The sequence below is a fragment of the Aeromonas sp. sif0611 genome, from assembly GCF_019218845.1.
In the GTDB taxonomy this organism is placed as follows: Bacteria; Pseudomonadota; Gammaproteobacteria; order Enterobacterales; family Aeromonadaceae; genus Aeromonas; species Aeromonas media.
In genome coordinates, this window is record NZ_JAHUWU010000001.1 from 226448 (window position 1) to 244172 (window position 17725).

Annotated in this window: 18 protein-coding genes and 2 other RNA genes; 4 read left to right on the plus strand and 16 right to left on the minus strand. The window is 56.8% G+C overall.

Annotated features, from left to right (window positions below):
• Position 1: 1 nt before the first annotated feature.
• The gene (ytfT, locus tag KW824_RS01035) at positions 2-1024 is read left to right on the plus strand and encodes a galactofuranose ABC transporter, ATP-binding protein YtfT (protein WP_218408623.1); all 1023 of its coding nucleotides are present in this window, start codon (positions 2-4) and stop codon (positions 1022-1024) included.
• Complete coding sequence (gene yjfF / locus KW824_RS01040) at positions 1017-2027, plus strand: galactofuranose ABC transporter, permease protein YjfF (RefSeq protein WP_043129726.1); 1011 nt, start codon at positions 1017-1019, stop codon at positions 2025-2027. The genes ytfT and yjfF overlap by 8 nt, the downstream gene beginning before the upstream one ends.
• Before the next feature lie 353 nt (positions 2028-2380).
• Here yjfF and ffs (KW824_RS01045) read toward each other — a convergent pair.
• The 7 genes from ffs (KW824_RS01045) to KW824_RS01075 form a co-directional block, all read right to left on the minus strand.
• Positions 2381-2474, minus strand: an RNA gene (ffs, locus tag KW824_RS01045) — signal recognition particle sRNA small type.
• A 327-nt stretch (positions 2475-2801) separates the two neighbouring features.
• Positions 2802-3386 carry a hypothetical protein gene (locus KW824_RS01050; RefSeq protein WP_218408624.1) on the minus strand — a complete coding sequence of 195 codons (585 nt, stop codon included), beginning with the start codon at positions 3384-3386 and terminating at the stop codon, positions 2802-2804.
• Positions 3387-3472: 86 nt separating this feature from the next.
• The gene (locus tag KW824_RS01055; protein ID WP_218408625.1) at positions 3473-3745 is read right to left on the minus strand and encodes a hypothetical protein; all 273 of its coding nucleotides are present in this window, start codon (positions 3743-3745) and stop codon (positions 3473-3475) included.
• Between the two features lie 143 nt (positions 3746-3888).
• Entirely contained in the window at positions 3889-4557 is a 669-nt protein-coding gene (locus KW824_RS01060; RefSeq protein ID WP_218408626.1) for a KilA-N domain-containing protein, read from the minus strand.
• A gap of 307 nt (positions 4558-4864) precedes the next feature.
• Positions 4865-5770 carry a ParB N-terminal domain-containing protein gene (locus KW824_RS01065; protein WP_218408627.1) on the minus strand — a complete coding sequence of 302 codons (906 nt, stop codon included), beginning with the start codon at positions 5768-5770 and terminating at the stop codon, positions 4865-4867.
• A 990-nt stretch (positions 5771-6760) separates the two neighbouring features.
• On the minus strand, positions 6761-7333 hold the full coding sequence (locus KW824_RS01070; RefSeq protein WP_218408628.1) for a recombinase family protein: 573 nt from the start codon (positions 7331-7333) through the stop codon (positions 6761-6763).
• A gap of 13 nt (positions 7334-7346) precedes the next feature.
• Complete coding sequence (locus KW824_RS01075; RefSeq protein WP_010673871.1) at positions 7347-7559, minus strand: Hha/YmoA family nucleoid-associated regulatory protein; 213 nt, start codon at positions 7557-7559, stop codon at positions 7347-7349.
• Positions 7560-8136: 577 nt separating this feature from the next.
• Between KW824_RS01075 and KW824_RS01080 the strand changes: the two genes are divergently transcribed.
• On the plus strand, positions 8137-8463 hold the full coding sequence (locus KW824_RS01080; protein WP_218408629.1) for a hypothetical protein: 327 nt from the start codon (positions 8137-8139) through the stop codon (positions 8461-8463).
• Between the two features lie 2 nt (positions 8464-8465).
• On the plus strand, positions 8466-8843 hold the full coding sequence (locus tag KW824_RS01085; protein ID WP_218408630.1) for a DUF2513 domain-containing protein: 378 nt from the start codon (positions 8466-8468) through the stop codon (positions 8841-8843).
• A 31-nt stretch (positions 8844-8874) separates the two neighbouring features.
• Here the strand turns inward: KW824_RS01085 and KW824_RS01090 are convergent, their stop codons facing one another.
• The 9 genes from KW824_RS01090 to KW824_RS01130 form a co-directional block, all read right to left on the minus strand.
• Complete coding sequence (locus tag KW824_RS01090; RefSeq protein WP_218408631.1) at positions 8875-9720, minus strand: OST-HTH/LOTUS domain-containing protein; 846 nt, start codon at positions 9718-9720, stop codon at positions 8875-8877.
• Positions 9721-9809: 89 nt separating this feature from the next.
• Positions 9810-10970 (minus strand): site-specific integrase, encoded by a 1161-nt coding sequence (locus KW824_RS01095; protein ID WP_218408632.1) that lies wholly within the window; start codon positions 10968-10970, stop codon positions 9810-9812.
• A 97-nt stretch (positions 10971-11067) separates the two neighbouring features.
• An RNA gene (gene ffs, locus KW824_RS01100) (signal recognition particle sRNA small type) lies at positions 11068-11164 on the minus strand.
• A 102-nt stretch (positions 11165-11266) separates the two neighbouring features.
• The gene (locus KW824_RS01105; RefSeq protein ID WP_043130725.1) at positions 11267-12055 is read right to left on the minus strand and encodes a sulfite exporter TauE/SafE family protein; all 789 of its coding nucleotides are present in this window, start codon (positions 12053-12055) and stop codon (positions 11267-11269) included.
• Positions 12056-12147: 92 nt separating this feature from the next.
• Positions 12148-13584 (minus strand): arginine-ornithine antiporter, encoded by a 1437-nt coding sequence (gene arcD / locus KW824_RS01110; RefSeq protein ID WP_218408633.1) that lies wholly within the window; start codon positions 13582-13584, stop codon positions 12148-12150.
• A 387-nt stretch (positions 13585-13971) separates the two neighbouring features.
• Positions 13972-14733 carry an SDR family oxidoreductase gene (locus KW824_RS01115; protein ID WP_182310621.1) on the minus strand — a complete coding sequence of 254 codons (762 nt, stop codon included), beginning with the start codon at positions 14731-14733 and terminating at the stop codon, positions 13972-13974.
• Positions 14734-14794: 61 nt separating this feature from the next.
• Positions 14795-15715, minus strand: coding sequence for a 3-hydroxyisobutyrate dehydrogenase (gene mmsB / locus KW824_RS01120; protein WP_218408634.1), 921 nt, complete (start codon positions 15713-15715; stop codon positions 14795-14797).
• A 72-nt stretch (positions 15716-15787) separates the two neighbouring features.
• Positions 15788-16888, minus strand: a complete 1101-nt coding sequence (locus KW824_RS01125) for an enoyl-CoA hydratase/isomerase family protein (protein WP_218408635.1) — start codon at positions 16886-16888, stop codon at positions 15788-15790.
• Positions 16881-17678 carry an enoyl-CoA hydratase gene (locus KW824_RS01130; protein ID WP_218408636.1) on the minus strand — a complete coding sequence of 266 codons (798 nt, stop codon included), beginning with the start codon at positions 17676-17678 and terminating at the stop codon, positions 16881-16883. Before KW824_RS01130 ends, KW824_RS01125 begins: the two co-directional genes overlap by 8 nt.
• Between the last annotated feature and the right edge of the window lie 47 nt (positions 17679-17725).

The window sequence follows — 17725 nt, forward strand, 5'->3', positions numbered from 1 at the left end:
TATGACGTCATCCACTCTCCCCCTCCCTGGCGGGCCGGCGCGCCCCCGCAGAGCGCTGCCCACGGGCTCGGCCCAGTGCGCCGCCCTGCTCTGCGTGCTGCTCATCAATGCCCTGGTCGCCGACAACTTCTTCGCCATCCACATTCAGGATGGCCGGCTGTTTGGCAGCCTGATCGACATCCTCAACCGCTGCGCCCCGGTGGCCCTGCTCGCCCTCGGCATGACGCTGGTGATCGCCACCGGCGGCATCGATCTGTCGGTCGGCGCCGTGATGGCCATCAGCGGGGCCACCATGGCCAGCCTGGCCACCGGCGGTCACAGCCTGCCGGTCATCGTCGCCTCCGTCATCGGAGTGGGCTTGCTGTGCGGCCTCTGGAACGGCTTGCTGGTAGCGGTGTTCAAGATCCAGCCCATCGTCGCGACCCTGATCCTCATGGTGGCGGGCCGGGGCATCGCCCAGCTCATCACCGAGGGGCAGATCATCACCTTCAACAACGAGGCCCTCGCCTGGATCGGCAGCGGCGCGCTCTTCTATCTGCCCACCCCCGTCATCATCACTCTGGGGATGGCACTGCTGCTCTGGCTGCTGACCAAGCGCACCGCCCTCGGCCTCTTCATCGAGGCGGTGGGGATCAACATCAGGGCCGCCAAGAACGCCGGGCTCAACACCCCCATGGTGGTGATCGCCACCTACCTGCTGAGCGGCATGATGGCCGCCGTCGCCGGCATGATAGTCGCCGCCGACATCCGCGGGGCCGATGCCAACAACGCCGGGCTCTGGCTGGAGATGGACGCCATCCTGGCGGTGGTGATAGGGGGCACCTCCCTGATGGGCGGGCGCTTCAACCTCGCCCTCTCTCTGGTCGGCATCCTGATCATCCAGGGAGTGAACACCGGGATCCTGCTCTCCGGCTACCAGCCCCAGTGGAACCAGATCGTCAAGGCCATGGTGGTGCTGGCGGTGCTGGTCATGCAGTCACCGGCCCTCAACCACCTGTTCCAGCGAGGGACTCGCCATGTTTAAACGCAACCTGCCCCTGATGGTGACCATCATGGTCTTCGTGCTGGGCTATCTGCTCTGCCTGGCCTCCTTCCCCGCCTTCATGTCCACCCGCATCATCTGCAACATACTGACGGACAATGCGTTTCTCGGCATAGTGGCGGTGGGCATGACCTTCGTCATCCTCTCGGGGGGCATCGATCTGTCGGTGGGGGCCGTCATCGCCTTCACCGGCGTGCTGCTGGCCAAGCTCATCGGGGATCTGGGGGTCAGCCCCATGCTGGCCATCCCCCTGGTGCTGGTGCTGGGAGCAGGCTTCGGCGCCCTGATGGGCTGGCTCATCGACACCCTGAAGATCCCCGCCTTCATCATCACCCTGGCGGGCATGTTCTTCCTGCGGGGGGCCAGCTTCCTCATCTCGGAGCAGTCCCTGCCCATCGATCACCCCACCTTCACCTACCTGTCGAGCCTGTCGTGGAAGGTGCCGGGGGGCGGGCGCCTCAGCCTGCTGGCCCTCATCATGCTGGCGGTGGTGGTGTTTGGCATCCTGCTCGCCAACCGCACCCGCTTTGGCAACAACGTCTATGCCATCGGCGGCAACGCCACCTCGGCAGCCCTGATGGGGATCTCGGTACGCCACACCACCATCCGCATCTACCTGCTCTCCACCACCCTGGCGACCCTGGCCGGCATCGTGTTCGCGCTCTACACCTCGGCGGGCTACCCGCTCGCCGCCGTCGGGGTGGAACTCGATGCCATCGCCGCCGTGGTCATCGGCGGCACCCTGTTGAGCGGCGGGGTGGGCACCGTCTTCGGCTCCCTGTTCGGGGTGCTGATACAGGGGTTGATCCAGACCTACATCAACTTCGACGGCACCCTCAGCTCCTGGTGGACCAAGATCATCATAGGCCTGCTGCTGTTTTGCTTCATCGGCCTGCAGCGCCTGCTGATCCTGGTCTCGGAACACCGCAAGGCCAACAAGCCCACCCCCTTCAAGCGCCAGGTTGCCGCCATCCCCCTTGAGTGACACCCCCACCGGGCCCGCCATACGCGGGCCCGGTGGCATGCCAGCAGGACGCATTGCGCCGACCTCACGCCGCCAGGTTCAGAACCACAGACCAAGGAGCCGGGGTTATCCGACAACGCCTCAAACAACGGGCATACCGGCGATGGCCAGACGCCATGGTGGCATCGCAGACGAATGCCAACTGCCAAGAGAAGAAAACAGGATCACAACAAGGCGAAGAGGAAACGAAAAGCACACAGAGAAGGAATGCGGGGCAGATGGCGAGCATCTTCTTGTCCACACAAAGTGGATTACCAAGAGGTCTGAAGGGGGTATTGGAGGCTAACTTATTGAATTGCATAAACAGGTGGTGGCCCTACCAGCCACATCCCGGCACTCGAGTCCCCCGCCTTGGCTGCTACCTTCCGGTCCTGACCAGGTTGACGAGTTATCAATGCGAGCCCAAATAAATCAGGCACTTGGGGATGGAACTGATTGCCATCAACAAGATTTCTAAAGTCAAAATGTAACAACTAACCCGACCAAAGTAATCCACATGAAGTGGAGTAGCTATAGGGGCAATTGAGGAGCCCATGATAACTGCCCTCCCCTGTGGTCTCAAGCTCTGGGATAAACCACGTAGTAAATCAACGGAAAGGAACGCAGCAAAAACGTGGAGAGCCTTGTTACCAAGTGCTGATCTCTTTGCATGCATAGCTCTTATGACTATTCGAGATCCGCCACTGGTAACCTTGGCACCTGCCTCTGAGGCTATGTCGTTTCTTTGATACCTAATCAGAACGGCTTCAAGAGTACAGGCCCTTCCACCACGCCAAAGCCATACTCATCGGCATCACGCCTAGGACCTCTTTTCTCATACAGCTCCAATACCTGCACCGCTAGGGGGCGCAGAGACACTCCCGCTCTGTTGATGACAACCCAGGTATAGATCTCCAAATTCAGATTAATGGCGGCTCCACCGCTGATCTCAACCATCGGCATGATTGGCTGGCACTTGGCATCGAACTGGGGAACGGTGATCTCGATTACCTTCTTGTCCTTCTTGCGGGTGATCTGGGCTTTGCGCTTGGTCTTGAAGGTAATGGTGCCGTCATCGTTCTCTACCCACGGCAGATCGGCTGACAGGCGCGGTTTCTTGCCGGTGTCCTTGTGGACTTGAGCGGCGTATTCCTTCAGGTCGGACTCGCACTGCTCGATCACGCCGCGCCAGTAGTCGTTGTCTTCGACGGTGAAGTTGCACTTCAGGTCGCCTTCGGCGTTGAACTTGGTGTCGGGGTCCAGCAGGTACGGGGACTGGGCGATCACACTCGGAGTGTTGAAGGTGTTGTAGCCATACTTCTTGGTGAAAGTTGGGGTCACAGGGTTCCTCTTGGATTTAGTAGAAAAAAGAAAACCCGCCGGACCTTAGGAGGCGCAGCGGGCTTAGAGACTAGCTTAAGGCAGAGTTAGTGGTTGGGGATGCCTTCCATGGGGCCAAGGATTTCATCCAAGGCAGCATCGGGGTCATAGCGCGCGGCCATGGCCTCGATCACTTTAATGTCTGCCCCGAAGAGAAGAGCGAGTAATTCAAGCGGGAAATCCTCGTTCTCTTCAAGATACGAATGGACAGCTTCCTCAAGGGTAGTGAAGCCAACCCGGACATCCTCTAACATGCCGCCAAGACGCACAAGGGCGTACATGTAGGGATCTTTGTCAAAGTCAGGCAAAGGGATTCGCATAGCGGCCTCCTTACGTAAGTCATAAACGTACGGGCTCTAATGATACCGCTGGTTCACGCAGATTCAAGAGCCTGTCTTAAGGCAAATCCTCATTGAGGAAGACCTGAAGTCCACCATTGATGGCTTTATCTTCGGGGGACTGATTAATCGAAGTACTCCACGTTCTTGGTGGTTTCTACGTTGAGCATGGCGGCGACCTTGTGATAATTCAGACCGACCTTCAGGCCCATGGTGATCGTCTCCATCGCGGCGATCAAGGCGGCCATACACTCGGGATGTTCCGCGGCCACCAGGTAATCTTTGACTGTCCCATTCTTCCCTGTGAGTACAGTAGGCACATAACCAGTGGCAGCCTTACAGGCCAACCGATAGAAGTTCCCATAGGCATGGCCTCCCATAGAGATACCCTTTTCTTGGAGCATGTCATTCAGCGCTTGCCGCGTGTTGTCATGTTTCTCGATCAGCTCGGGGGATACAGCAACAGACCCGGCTATTGCTGCCGCTTTGAAGGTATCCCCTTCGGTCAATTCAGTGAAAGCATCCACAACAGCAAGTTGAAAGGCTACTGAGCAATAAGAGGCATAGAGGATGACTGCTCGTTTACAACCCCAGGTCTCCGCATTCCGGCCACGGGTTGTAGTCTTCTGAATTTCAGAGGACATCCTTTTGTAATCATCGCTCGTTAACCAGTTCCTGAGCTGGCCACCCGAACCACCAGAATCACGCCAAGCTTTCTCGATGTCGGTAAGAGATAGCAATCCTTCGGCATTATGGCGAATAACATAGGTATTGGTGTTAAATGTAATTTGCATTTTATTACTCCTCAGCGTGAATCTCCTAGGCCCTCTCTCCAACACGTCAGAACAGTCTTCAGATACACGAAACATGCCCGAGCATTGACCGAGAGATGGCCAGATGTATTGCTAAGGTCAGGGATTTTTCACCGGATGGGAGTAACAGAAAGGAAGGAGGCTGAGTTACCGGATTTGCCCCTTGGGCATTTTCGGTAAGGCCACAGACCTCCAAGTTTTCATCGAGTAGTGGATAGACATCTCCAACCAACACAGAGACTCGAAAGACCCTCTCTTGTTATTAGTAGCTGTAGTTTTTGGAAAGGCACTATGACTTGGCTGAACGCTCTGCTCGCCTCAATTCCCACTGAGCTCTTGCAGCGATAATCTCGTCAGGCGACATCTTAGATTCAATCTCTTTATGTTTGGCTTGGGCTACTTCAAGTTGGGCTTGAAGAGCATCGATGTTAGCTTTTAGAGCCCTATACTCGGCATGTGCAACCTTCAGTTCTTCTTCGTACATTGCTGGATTTGTTTCGCGAAGATCTGCCAAATTGGCGTAGTACTCGACGCCCGTCATCGGAGTGGTGAAGATGGAGCCAGGACGGATCTTTGGCTCATCATTGCGCTCATCTTCGATAATATCGCGAATAACATCTGATACTGTGGATTGCCCAATTTGCAGTTCCTTAGCAATAGCATTCCCACTCATCCCCTGCTTGTATCTCTTCACGATTGCAACCCAGCGCTTCGATTTCAGCTCTGAATTTTTGGGGTCAACTGCAAGGCGAGCCTGCTTTTTAGTGAGCTGGAGTGCAGCCATAACTTCGTCAATGTTCACCAGAAACGGGTTCTTCATGAACCGCTTTTCATCCATCTGGATTAACTTGTCCACCATTCGTACACGATCTGCTGTGGTGTTCTTGTTACCGTGTGCAGCATTGGCCCGCATGGACAACATGATTACTTCATTCATAGTCTCGCATTCGACGATCTCGTACTGGCCGGCAGGGATCTCAGCGTACCCTGCTGCCTCATACGCTTCGACACGGTGGAAGCCGTCGGTGAGGAACAAGACACCATCGACTCGGGCCACCTGGATTGGGGTCTTCCACTGAACGCCACGTTCGATTAGATCGGTCAGCCCTTCCACTTGTTCCTTGCTCATTTCTGTACGGAACTGTGTGTCGGATGTCCGATTGATGGACGCGATGTTCAACGCAGAAGTTATCATTTTGTCGTTCTCCTATTATCAATCGAGCCACTTTGTGCCTCGTCTGGCAAAGGAAACCCAAACCCACTAACACAAGGTCTGGGCAATGGTCTTGGGGATGGTTCAGATTGGATCGGGATTATAGCGGTACTGATGTGGGTGAAAAAGCCATGGGTCTCAAGGGAAAAGCTAATCCCAGTATTCCCATTACCGTGGATAGGTCTGACAGACGCTAGTGCGTCGATGTTGATCCCCATTGGTCATCTGTCTGGAGGATGCCTAAATGGGCTCACTTGGTTGTCCTAGGAATGATCAGGGGAATGGCTGTAAGAGGCGACAACAGGACAGCCAATGGGCCATCCTGAAGATACCTGACGTAAGTAAGGTAAGAGAGGTGTTATCTGGGGTGTCTTAAAGGTGTCTTTCAGTATTGGTCTTTTCGTATCCCCCCCTATGGTCAGGGAAAAGTAACTAGCTCCAATTGCCCCTGCTCTGGAGGTCTCTGGAAGGTGTTTTATTGGTGTCTTCGGGATAATCGTCGGGAGTACAGACCTCGGGACAGACCCACGGACAACAAACAGGGGCATTCAGACGAACAAGCGCAGATTCGGCCCCAGGCTCCCCCTCTGGTCCCTTCCAGATAGCCTCTCAGACGATCTCTCTGATCACCATACGCATTCCCCCCCATGATACCCCACACGCTCACCCCTGCACGATCTCACAAGTCCACAGAGAAAGCCTGAAGACAGCAGGGACACGGATGGAAGGGAGGCAATGAGAAAGGCCCAGAGGGACAGGCGCAGGGTCATCGTCGAGTCCTCCCAAACGACAAACCCCCAAGGTGTCGCGGTGAACAGCCTCGGGGGTAGATTGAAAGATTCGATCAAAGTGGGTCACTCGATCAGTTCTTTCTATTGGTCAGGGTAAATTAGCTTTCTCTAATGTTATTTGGGACAGTCCCAGTGATCGGTCCTTTCGATGGTCCCAGGCTCAACCGATAGACACACTCGATCAACTCAGCTCCCCATCCTCTCGCATCCTTGTTGATAGGCGATGGACAGTCGCTCGGCTGACGCCATGAAGCGTAGCAATTTCCCGCAGAGACTTACCGCCTTCCAACAGGGTCGCCTTGATTGCAACCTCGTCGATACTCTTGGGCCTGCCTGTGTACTTCCCCGCAGCCTTAGCTTTGGCGATACCTTCCATCTGACGCTCCTTGCGTAGAGCCGTCTCGAACTCAGCAAAGGCACCCAGCATGGTGAACATCAGCTTCCCTTGGGCTGTCGTCGTCTCTAAGTTCTGGTCCAGTACACGCAGGGTCACGCCCTTGGCTTCCAGTTGTTCCGTAATGTCCAGCAGGTCAGCGAGAGAACGGCCCAGACGGTCCAGCTTGGTGATCACCACATCGTCCCCCTCTCGGACATACCGCAGGAGTTCGGCTAGTTGCTCACGGCCATCTGTACTGGTCCCTGATACCTTCTCTTGGTACACACGCTCACAACCGGCCTTTGTCAGCTTATCCAGTTGAACATCCAGCGATTGACCGACAGACGACACACGTGCATAACCGATAACCTGTCCCATCACTCTCTCCTACTCAATCAACCAATGCCCAAGCTGTCATAGGGACTTTCCCCGCATCAAAATGCCTTCCAGCAGCTATCTCTGCTTGCCGGTGGTCAATCGCTGCGATGACCTTCAGCTCCTCTTGGAGGCCCGTAGCAGCAGCCTTATCAAGCATCCTTGGGGCGACTCTATCCAGTGACTTCCTGTCCTTGAATCGGCGAAGCCTGATAACCAAGTCATTCATGCGGAAATCTCCTTCATCTTCTTCCTATTGCTTCAACGTGAGTCCTTGTCGGTGTCACGCTGTCACATTAAGGTCTTAATCCGACGGGACTTAGATTATGAAACAGAAATGAGACGGTCAATCCCCCACGTGAAAAATCGTCTCACTGGGTATACTTAAATAAGACAAATAGAAGGACAGAGACACACCGCAGGAGGCCACAGGAAGAAGCAAGGAATCACCTACGTGCGAGCAATAGGATTACTTGGGGTAAGGACAAGGAGAGAAGCGGGCAGACGCTCAGGTAGTGAGAAAAAGAGGACGGTGAGGCAACCGGCTGGCTGGGAAAATGAGGGGTACGGGGGAAATCGGCGCGGCTTGGTTATTCAAGATGCCTCCAAAGATTTTTTGCAGAATTTACCGTATGCTATTATTTTTTAAGCTATTTCAAGCCACTAATTAGTATTATTTATTACATGTCTTCGATTGTACACAAACTTTACAATCTTGTCTCTCGATTTATTTTGCGAACAGCTCTCGAAATGATTTAAATCTTTAAGTATGATCACCAGACAAATCAAATTAAACGGTGATTTTGATGACTCAGATAGCTATTGTGAAGTTAAAATTTCTAGACGTTACCCTAACTGTTTCTGATTATGCAGGAGTAATAAGTTTTAAAGATTACGACCACACAATCGAGCTTTGCACACCAATACAAAATCTTAAATACGATGAAGATCACACCCTATCTCGAATTCATGTGTCTGAGAAAGACGGCTGGTCATTAAAAATAGATAAGGCAGATTGCGAGAAAATAATGAGCTACATTTACTGTCAATTGCAAGCTATAGAACACAAGAAGATAAGTGATAAAAAACAAACCCTTCCATACTTAAGTGTTGGTAACAACAAGGATTATTAATAATGAAAAGAGATTGGGAAACCATTCGACTTATAATGACAAAACTAGAGGATGATGTTTCTTTTCATAAAAGATTATTGCGTCTATCAGATTTTAATAAAAGCACCCTTGACGAACAGTATGTTATAGCAGAACACATGAGACTTCTGATTGATGCCCGGCTTGTCAGAGGTGAAATGGATCATCGACTTGGGGTGAACATTGTAACTGGTTTTACTGCCAGTGGCCTTACGTCTACTGGGCATGAGTTTCTAGATGCAATCAGAAACAATACCGTCTGGGACAAGACTAAAGAGACCTTTAAAATCAAGGGGCTCGACATGACCTTTGATCTTATTAAAACCGTTGCAGGCAGTGTGGCTACCTCTCTCCTGTTCTGAGTGTGTAAGCGGTAGAAATTAGAAAAATAATTTAGGCCTCGCGTGTGCGATACCAAACCATCAAACCAGTGGGAGATGGTCGTTTATCTACTTCGAAGAGCTGGGAACGATGAATAACCTCCCGCCAACTACGACATCCGTACAGCTTGGGGGATAAATCTGGCCATCTTTGCCCGATACTACGGATGGCTTCATTTAACTGGGCCCAGCTATCCTTAGCTATTGAGTGCTCTGTAAATTTCAGCTGTTGGACGATGGTTGTGTTTTCCCAATTGTAGATCGGTTCACCAGGGATAACGCCGTAGTAATAGAGACTCTTTCCGACTGGTGAGTTAATAAACTCGAAAACTTCTTTCTTGCCGTTTTCAAATGCAGTCAGGAGGGAAATCAGCGTATCCTTATTGCTCTTGATGGTACTGGCTGCTGTAGACAGATAGCTGATTGCAGCTTGGCAACTAATCTCCGAGTTCAATGCAAAACGTGACAGAAAATGATGAACCAGCTCATTTCGTAACTCGACCAACTGTTTGAGCTTTTCATTCATCCACTCCCCGTCTTCTAGGCCAAAGCTGACACGGAAGTAAGCTCGGCCGTTTAGAGCGTCATCATCAATTTCTTGCTCATTCTCCAACGTCGTTCTTTGGCTCCACTGACCAACCAAATGCCCCAGCGTTTTTCCGCCTAGAAGCTGGCGGTCACGTTCTACGTTACGAGCTAACTCATCGGAGAACCCGCTCACCTTTAGAGTGGGTAGGGCTGCTTTGAGCATCAATTCAAACTGCTGCAACTGGAGGAGACATCGCCCGTACTCCAACGCAATTTGCTCTTTCAGGTCATTCAAACCAGATTGTGCCGTGTCATGCCTATGGTGTTCCAATGGAGGTCTTCCTTGTGCTCATTAGCGTCCAGCTAATAGTGGCTATTTGGGTTGAAGTACCTACTAAGATGTTCACCAATGTAACGCGTTCATAGTGCAACTTCGATAGCTGCCTGTAGCTTCTCAACAGCTACTCCACCACCGTACCTGTCATAACTGATGGCACCATTGGTATGCCCCAAGATCGCCGCTGCGTACTGTAACGGTACACCATGATCTTTTAACGCTGTTGCCACGGTATGCCGCAGGCTATGGAAGTCTTTGTCTACAGGGCGATGACGACTGAACCACTGCCCCCAGAGATGGCTGTAACCGTCTTGTCGATGAGGTAACTCAGGGAACAACCGTCCCCCTGCCCTTTCCTGCACGAAATCGATAAAACCACCAGTAATCAGCCAAGAGTGAATAGGGATCAGGCGGGCACTGTTGACCGTCTTGAGCTTCTGGTCTGGCCGGTTATCTCTGATGTTCAAGCACCATACCTCGTCGACCTGCTGCACATCATCTGCGTACAACTGGCAAATCTCATTGGCTCTCGCTCCGGTATACAAGCCGAGCAACGCTATCCACTTGCGGTATGGCTTCTGTTCTTTCGCCCACTGGATCAACCGCTCTTTCTCCGCAGATGTGTACCCACTGCGAGCATTGACCTCTTTGACCCGTTGTAACTTGAGCCCAGCAAAGTGATTGACGATGCCCTCGTGGTGATTACCCAGCCAGACGAACAGCAAAGAGAGCTTCTGGAGATACTTGTTGATAGTCGTCGGACTCTTGCCTGAGTTCAGCAATTCGTCTTTGAACTTGACCACATCGGCCTTGCTGTACGCGGTTGGAGATCTATCTCCCAGCGCCTTGATGAAGTAGCCGATGTAGTTCTTCTGATTGCTTAGTTCTTTGGGAGCCCACGAGAGCGCCTTTTCTTTCAGATAACGCTCACTGAGCTCTGAAAGCAAAGGGGATGAAATGGCAGAAGGAGCAGCAGAGACTGCCTTAGGAGCAGGATTGGCCGCTGAGGGTGTCTGTTGCTGTAGCCGCTGAGGCTCCGGCAGGGAGTTTGGCTGGGGTTCTGGTTGGACAGCCGCTGGTTTTACCCGAGAACGCGCACAGGCAAGCATCTTAGCCACCTGTTCACGAGCGACCAGCTTGTCCCGAGTACGGAGAGATTTCTTGATGTCTTTGCGGCGACCACAGGGGAGCACTGTCACCTTGCGGTAGTACCAGATACCTTGAGGACTGAGCCAGAGATTCACAGAGAAGACTCCTGATTCATCCACACAAAGTGGATTACCAAGAGGTCTGAAGGGGGCTATTAGCTGTAACTTATTGATTTTCAGAAACAGGTGGTGGCCCTACCAGCCACATCCCGGCACTCGAGTCCCCCGCCTTGGCTGCTACCTTCCGGTCCTGACCAGGTTGACGAGTTATCAATGCGAGAGGACCAATAGGACCACCGGCGAGGAGAATAGGCAAACTGGCCTGCCAATGCAATGGCTTTCTTCCCCGAGACGAACCGATCGCCTTATTTTTCAACAATCTGCCGAATGGATCAGCTAAACAGCATGAATTTTGCCCCCACCAACAGCATCAGCAGGGCGAACGCCTGCTTGAGCCGTTTGGGGGAAAGTTTATGGGCCAGCCTGGCACCGACGCGGGCAAACTGGGTGCTGGTCAGCACGATACCGAGCAGGGCCGGCAGGTAGATGTAGCCGACACTCCACTCAGGCAGATCGGTATGACCCCAGCCGGCGTAGAGGTAACTCAGACTGCCTGCCAAGGCGATGGGCATGCTGCAGGCGGCGGAGGCCGCCACGGCGTTACGCATGGGGACGCTGTTCCAGCTGAGATAAGGCACCGTCATGGAACCGCCACCGATGCCAAACAGTGCCGAGAGCCAGCCGATGACGGCACCCGCGATGCCGGTACCGACCGGCCCTGGCAGGTGGCGCTCCGCCTTGGGCCTGAGGTTGAGCCCCATCTGCAGCGCCATGGTCCAGGCGAAGCAGCCGATGATGATGTTGAGGGTGCTGGCGCTCAGCAGATTCGCAGTCATGCCACCGAGCCAGGCGCCGATGAGCATGCCCGCCCCCAGGCGGCGGATCATCACCCAGTCGACCGCCCCCGCCTCCTGGTGGGCCCGCAGGGAACTGAAACCGGTGAAGATCATGGTGGGCAGCGAGGTACCGAGCGCGAGATGGGTAATGATCTCCGGCGCCACCCCCTGGGCATGAAAACTCAACACCAGCACAGGCACTATGATGAGCCCGCCGCCGATCCCGAACAGTCCCGCCAGCATGCCCGCGAAGGCCCCCAACACCAGATAACCCACAAACAGCATAAAAATTCCTTATATAGCTAAATGGCGGTCAACTTGACCGCCATTGCCCATAAAAAAAGAGATGGCGTTGCGCCATCTCTGTATTGTGCCGATTAATGCAGGGGAATGGTACCGTCCATCACCTTGTAGAAGGCCAGCACGGCGCAACCGAGCAGGGCCGCCGTCATCCCCCGCTCCAGCCGGTTGAGGCTGCGCAGGCCGTGGTGCTGGCGCGCCTTCCAGTAGATGAAGATGCCCGGGCTGTAGAGCAGCGCCACCAGCAGCAGGTACTCCACCCCGGCGGCATAGACCAGCCAGCAACCGTAGACGGTGGCCACCAGGGCCAACAGCAGGTCACGCTTGCGCTGATGGGGTTGGTGCTCGTAGGTGGTGCCCTGCATCGCCAGCTTGAGGCCATAAGCGCCGGAGAAGACGTAAGGCACCAGAGCCGCCGAGGTGGCGATGTTGACCAGCGCCAGGTAGGTGCTGCTCTGGAAGTAGATGATGATGAGGAAGGCCTGCACCAGACAGGTGGAGCACCACAGCGACACCTGGGGCGAGCCGTTCTTGTTCTCCTTGGCGAACCAGGCCGGGAAGACCCCTGTCTTGCCTGCGATATAGGGTACTTCCGCCGCCAGTACTGTCCAGCTCAGCAGGGCCCCCATCACGGAGATCACCAGACCGATGTTGATGAGCCAGGCGCCCCAGGGACCGACCACGGCTTCCAGGATCATGGCGGTGGAGGGATTCTTCAGGGCCGCCAGCTGCGGCTGGTTCATCACGCCGAGGGAGAACAGGGTCACCATGACGTAGAGCGCCAGGGCGCCGAGCAGCGCCAGTACGGTGGCACGGCCTACATCCTTGCGATGACGGGCACGGGCGGAGACCACCACGGCCCCCTCGATACCGATAAAGACCCAGAGCGTCACCTTCATGGTGGACTTGACCTGATCCATCACGGAGCCAAGCTCGGTGTTGCCCTGCCCCCAGATGTCCAGGGTGAAGGTCTCCATGTTGAAGGCAAGCAACACGGCGACGCAGAAGACGATGAGGGGCACCATCTTGGCGATGGTGGTGACTATGTTCACCAGGGCCGCCACCTGGATGCCGCGCAGCACCAGGGCGTGCACCGACCAGATGAGGAGGGAGGCGAGGGTGATGGCGACCGGGGTGTTGCCGTCGCCGAAGATGACGTTGTCCGGCGTGTCGAAGAAGTAACTCAGGGCGCTGAATACCACGATGGCGTAGGAGACGTTGGCCAGCAGCTGGCAGAGCCAGTAGCCCCAGGCGGCGTTGAAGCCGACGAAATCACCGAAACCGGCTTTGGCGTAACTGAAGATGCCCCCGTCGAGATCCGGGCGACGCATGGAGAGGTTCTGGTAGACCAGGGCGAGGCAGATCATGCCGATCCCGGTGATGGCCCACCCCAGGGCGACGGCCCCGGCGCTGGCGTGCGCTGCGATGTTTTGTGGCAGACTGAAGACCCCGGCACCGACCATGGAGCCGATCACCAGCGAAATGAGGGCGCCGAGCCCTAGTTTCTTGTCCATCTCAAACCTGTTTTATTAAGCGGCGACTGAGCATCCGTATTCATACAGCGCGCGATATGGGAGGGGTGATAAATCCGTACCCCGTGAAAAAGGCGGCAACTATATTGCATGACTATTCCGACCGCAATCCTTCGCAGTGCCAATCACACACCGCCTTGACCGCGCGCAATTCTACAGCACTCACTCACCCGGCCTGTGAGCTGGTTCAAATTCAGAAAGACCCGTTGATCTTTCACGTTTTTCCATGATGTCAGCCCTGTTTTTCAAAGAAGCCCTGCATGCCCATGCAGTGTGCCACCTTGGGCTTCAGGCAGGTCTTTTGGCAGAAACTGCAATAAAAATGCCCCTGTGCCAGTGGCAAGGGGCAGTCGCGGATCGCCGCCGGGGTCAGAGTCGCAGGCCACCGTCGAGATCGATGATCCGGCCGGACAGGTAGTCGTTGGCGAGGATGAATTGCACGGTCTGGGCCAGTTGCTCCCCCTGCCCCAGGGCGCCAACCGGAATGGCCTGCTGCATCCGGGCCATGGCTTCGGGCTTCATGGCCGCCGTCATGTCGGTGGCAAAGACCCCGGGGGCGATGCCCATCACCCGGATGCCGTGGCGGGCCAGTTCGCGCCCCCAGGTCACCACCAGGGAGGCGACCCCCGCCTTGCTGGCGGCATAGTTGCTCTGACCGATATTGCCGGCGCGGGCGATGGAAGAGATGTTGATGATGACGCCCCCCTGCCCCCCTTTCGCCATCAAGGCCGCTCCCTCGCGTCCGCAGAGGAAGGTACCGGTGAGATTGACGTCGATGACCGCCTGCCACTGGGCCAGGCTCATCTTCTCCACCAGCGCTCCCTCTTTGACCTTGATGAGCATGCCGTCCCGCAATATGCCGGCACAGTTGACCAAACCATGCAGAGCACCCAATTGCTCCTCAATAGCGGCAAAGGTCGCCTCCACCTCGGGTTCATCCGCCACGTTGCAGACGAACAGGGCGCAGCGACCATCCCGGCTGCGCACCTCGGCCTCGGTCACCTCCAGATCGGCGCGGTTGACGTCAATCAGGGCCAGCACGGCCCCCTGACTGGCCAGACGCAGGGCGATGGCGCGACCGAGCCCCCGCCCGGCCCCCGTGATGGCGATGACTTTTCCTGTGATATCCATAAATGCTCCTTTTTGCCTGGACCCGGATGACGGGATGAAGAATGAAAGGCAGGATCCCGCGTCACATCGCGCCGGACTTGTCCTGGGATTTATCCAGATAGAGCTCGAGAATGCTGGAGAAATCCTTGCTCTCCCGGCCTTGGCTTGCGTGCAGGTTGAACAGGTTGCGGGCCAGTGCCCCCATGGGCACGGCGCTGTGGGCGTGCTCGGCCAGCGCCATGGCAAGCCCCAGATCCTTGACCATCAGCCGGGTCATGAAGCCCCCCTCATACCCGCGCGACGCGGGGGCGTTCTCCATCACCCCGGGCCAGGGGTTGTAGCGTTCCAGGCTCCAGTTGTTGCCCGAGCTCTTGCTCATGATGGTGGAGAGGACGCCTGGATCCAGCCCCTCCTTGACCCCGAGCGCCAGCGCCTCGGCGGTGCCCGCCATGTGGATGGCGAGCAGCATGTTGTTACACATCTTGGCGATCTGGCCCGCCCCGAGCGCCCCGGCATGGAACAGGTTCTGCCCCATGCAGGCCAGGATGGGCCTGGCCGCTTCAAAATCGGCGGACTCGCCACCGACGATAAAGGTAAGGGTGCCCGCCGCGGCGCCGGTCACCCCGCCCGAGACGGGGGCATCGAGGAAGCGGATGCCGCGCGCCTTTGCCGCGTCTCCCACCGCGCGGGCCGAGGCCACGTCTATGGTGGAGCAGTCGATCACCTGTGCCCCCGCCGGCAGCGCTCCCAGCAGCTCCTGGCCGCCTCCCTCTGCCAGCCAGAGTCCGCGCACATGCTCGCCAGCCGGCAGCATGCTGATGGCCAGATCGCAGCCGGTGACCGCCTCGCGGGCATCCCCGGCAGCGATACAGCCAGCGGCGATCGCCTTGGCGACACTCTCCGGCATCAAGTCAAACACGCGCACGGCGTGGCCCGCCCTGGCCAGGTTCGCGGCCATGGGCCCCCCCATGTTGCCGAGCCCGATAAATCCAATCCTTGTCATCAGTTTGCTCCTTGCTCCGTTCGTAATCCGGCCTTTCGGCCAGCGCGTCCCTTGCCTGGCAGCGCTGGCCCCTCAGCAGGCCAGGGGATTTTTCCCCTCGGGCCAGCGATAGAAATCGTCGAGCCAGTCAGCACCGGGCCGGGGCGGCTGCCAGCGGGGGGATTTGTCCTTGTCGATGAGCAGTGCCCGCACCCCTTCCACGAAATCCCCCTTGAGCACGCAGTTGACCGAGAGCGCCAGTTCGTCGGCAAACACCTCGGCCAGCGACTGGCGGCGCGCCGCCCAGTACTGGCGCCACAGGATGGCGCGGCTGATGGGGCTGCCGTCTAAGCAGTTTGCCCACGCTTGAACTAGATTCGCATCGCCAAGCTCAGCCTCACGCAACCTAGCCAGCACCCCCTCCAAGGTACGTCCCGCCAACAGTGCATTGATGCGAGCCTGGTGGGGCAAAAGCACGGGGGTCGGTAGCGTCTGGCCGAGGGATCGCTGCAAACCGGCCAGCAGCGCCTCAATCTGCTCGCCAGCGTCGGCAACACCAGACCAGTCGAGGGTGGCGAGCCGTGGCAGCAGCTCGGCCCGCTCGCGGCTGGCCATGGCGTGATCCGCCAGCCCCAGGCCGATGGCATCCGCCCCGTTGAAGCGGGCGCCGGTGAGCCCGAGCCAGAGTCCGAGTCGCCCAGGCATCCGGCTCAAGAACCAGCTGGCGCCCACGTCCGGGTAGAGGCCTATGGTCACCTCCGGCATGGCAAACAGGCTCCGCTCGGTCACCACCCGAAAATCGGCACCGGCGAACAGGCCGATACCGCCCCCCATGCAGATGCCATCCGCCACGCAGACAAGGGGTTTGGTGTAACGGTGGATGTGGTGATCGAGCCGGTATTCCTGCTCAAAAAAATCGCGGGCATAGGCAAAGAGCGCCTGTTCGCTCTCTTCCTGCCGGCGGTAATAGAAGGAGCGAATGTCACCGCCGGCGCAAAACGCCTTCTCCCCGGCCCCCTGCAACAGCACGCAGACGATGGCAGGATCTTGCTCCCACGCCGTGAGTGCCTCTTGCAGGCACTGGATCATCTCAAGGCTCAGGGCATTGAGAGAGGCAGGGCTGTCGAGCGTCAAGACGCCGATGAGGTGCCCGTCCGCCGTGGGATGGGTTGCGACGCGCACGGGGTCAGTCATGGGACTCACCACTGGGTTTGTCATAGTGCCAGCAGGGGGCCCGCTTCTCCAGGAAGGCGGCCACCCCTTCGCGCTGGTTGGTATCGTCAAACAACGCGAGGAACAGGCTGCGCTCCAGCGGCAACGCCGCATCTCTATGGCCGCTGCGCCCCTGGTTGATGAGGCGTTTGCAGGCACGCAGGGCGCTCGGGCTCTGGCGCTCCACCCGCTGCGCCATCTGCTGCGCCGCCGTCCAGGCGTGTCCTTCGGTCACCACCTCCTCCACCAGCCCCATCTCGTAGGCCAGGGTGGCACTCACCTTCTCGCCGCACAGGATCATCCGCTTGGCCCAACCCGGGCCCACCAGCTCGGTGAGACGCTGGGTACCGCCGGCGCAAGGCAGCAAGCCCACCGACGCTTCCGGCAGTCCCAGCAGCGCCTGCTGCTCGGCGATGCGAATGTCACAGGCCAGAGCCACTTCCAGCCCGCCTCCCATGGCAAAACCATTGATGGCGGCGATGCTGACACCGTGGAAGCGGGCCAGCGCCTCGAAGGCGCGACCAAAGGCTTCTGCCACCTCGCGAGCGTGCTCCAGGTCGCCGTCGGCAAACATCTTGAGATCGGCGCCAGCGCAGAAGAACTTGTCCCCCGCCCCGCGGATCACCAGCGCCACCACGTCGGGGCGACCATCCAGCTCCACCATCATCTGCAGGAAGGCTTGCAGGCTGGCCAGAGTCCAGGTGTTGGCAGGCGGGTGGTCGAGGGTGATGTAGGCCACGTGACCGTGATATTCGAGCCTGATCCTTGTCATTGCATTGTCCTTGTCAATAAACCTGCCGCCATGATGACAGGGTTGAA

What these genes read in the sequence shown, in the direction of transcription:
- ytfT (WP_218408623.1), top strand. Translation starts at nt 2, where the DNA reads ATGACGTCATCCACTCTCCCCCTCCCTGGCGGGCCGGCGCGCCCCCGC.
- yjfF (WP_043129726.1), top strand. Translation starts at nt 1,017, where the DNA reads ATGTTTAAACGCAACCTGCCCCTGATGGTGACCATCATGGTCTTCGTG.
- KW824_RS01055 (WP_218408625.1), bottom strand. Translation starts at nt 3,745, where the DNA reads ATGCGAATCCCTTTGCCTGACTTTGACAAAGATCCCTACATGTACGCC.
- KW824_RS01060 (WP_218408626.1), bottom strand. Translation starts at nt 4,557, where the DNA reads ATGCAAATTACATTTAACACCAATACCTATGTTATTCGCCATAATGCC.
- KW824_RS01065 (WP_218408627.1), bottom strand. Translation starts at nt 5,770, where the DNA reads ATGATAACTTCTGCGTTGAACATCGCGTCCATCAATCGGACATCCGAC.
- KW824_RS01070 (WP_218408628.1), bottom strand. Translation starts at nt 7,333, where the DNA reads ATGGGACAGGTTATCGGTTATGCACGTGTGTCGTCTGTCGGTCAATCG.
- KW824_RS01075 (WP_010673871.1), bottom strand. Translation starts at nt 7,559, where the DNA reads ATGAATGACTTGGTTATCAGGCTTCGCCGATTCAAGGACAGGAAGTCA.
- KW824_RS01080 (WP_218408629.1), top strand. Translation starts at nt 8,137, where the DNA reads ATGACTCAGATAGCTATTGTGAAGTTAAAATTTCTAGACGTTACCCTA.
- KW824_RS01085 (WP_218408630.1), top strand. Translation starts at nt 8,466, where the DNA reads ATGAAAAGAGATTGGGAAACCATTCGACTTATAATGACAAAACTAGAG.
- KW824_RS01105 (WP_043130725.1), bottom strand. Translation starts at nt 12,055, where the DNA reads ATGCTGTTTGTGGGTTATCTGGTGTTGGGGGCCTTCGCGGGCATGCTG.
- arcD (WP_218408633.1), bottom strand. Translation starts at nt 13,584, where the DNA reads ATGGACAAGAAACTAGGGCTCGGCGCCCTCATTTCGCTGGTGATCGGC.
- KW824_RS01115 (WP_182310621.1), bottom strand. Translation starts at nt 14,733, where the DNA reads ATGGATATCACAGGAAAAGTCATCGCCATCACGGGGGCCGGGCGGGGG.
- mmsB (WP_218408634.1), bottom strand. Translation starts at nt 15,715, where the DNA reads ATGACAAGGATTGGATTTATCGGGCTCGGCAACATGGGGGGGCCCATG.
- KW824_RS01125 (WP_218408635.1), bottom strand. Translation starts at nt 16,888, where the DNA reads ATGACTGACCCCGTGCGCGTCGCAACCCATCCCACGGCGGACGGGCAC.
- KW824_RS01130 (WP_218408636.1), bottom strand. Translation starts at nt 17,678, where the DNA reads ATGACAAGGATCAGGCTCGAATATCACGGTCACGTGGCCTACATCACC.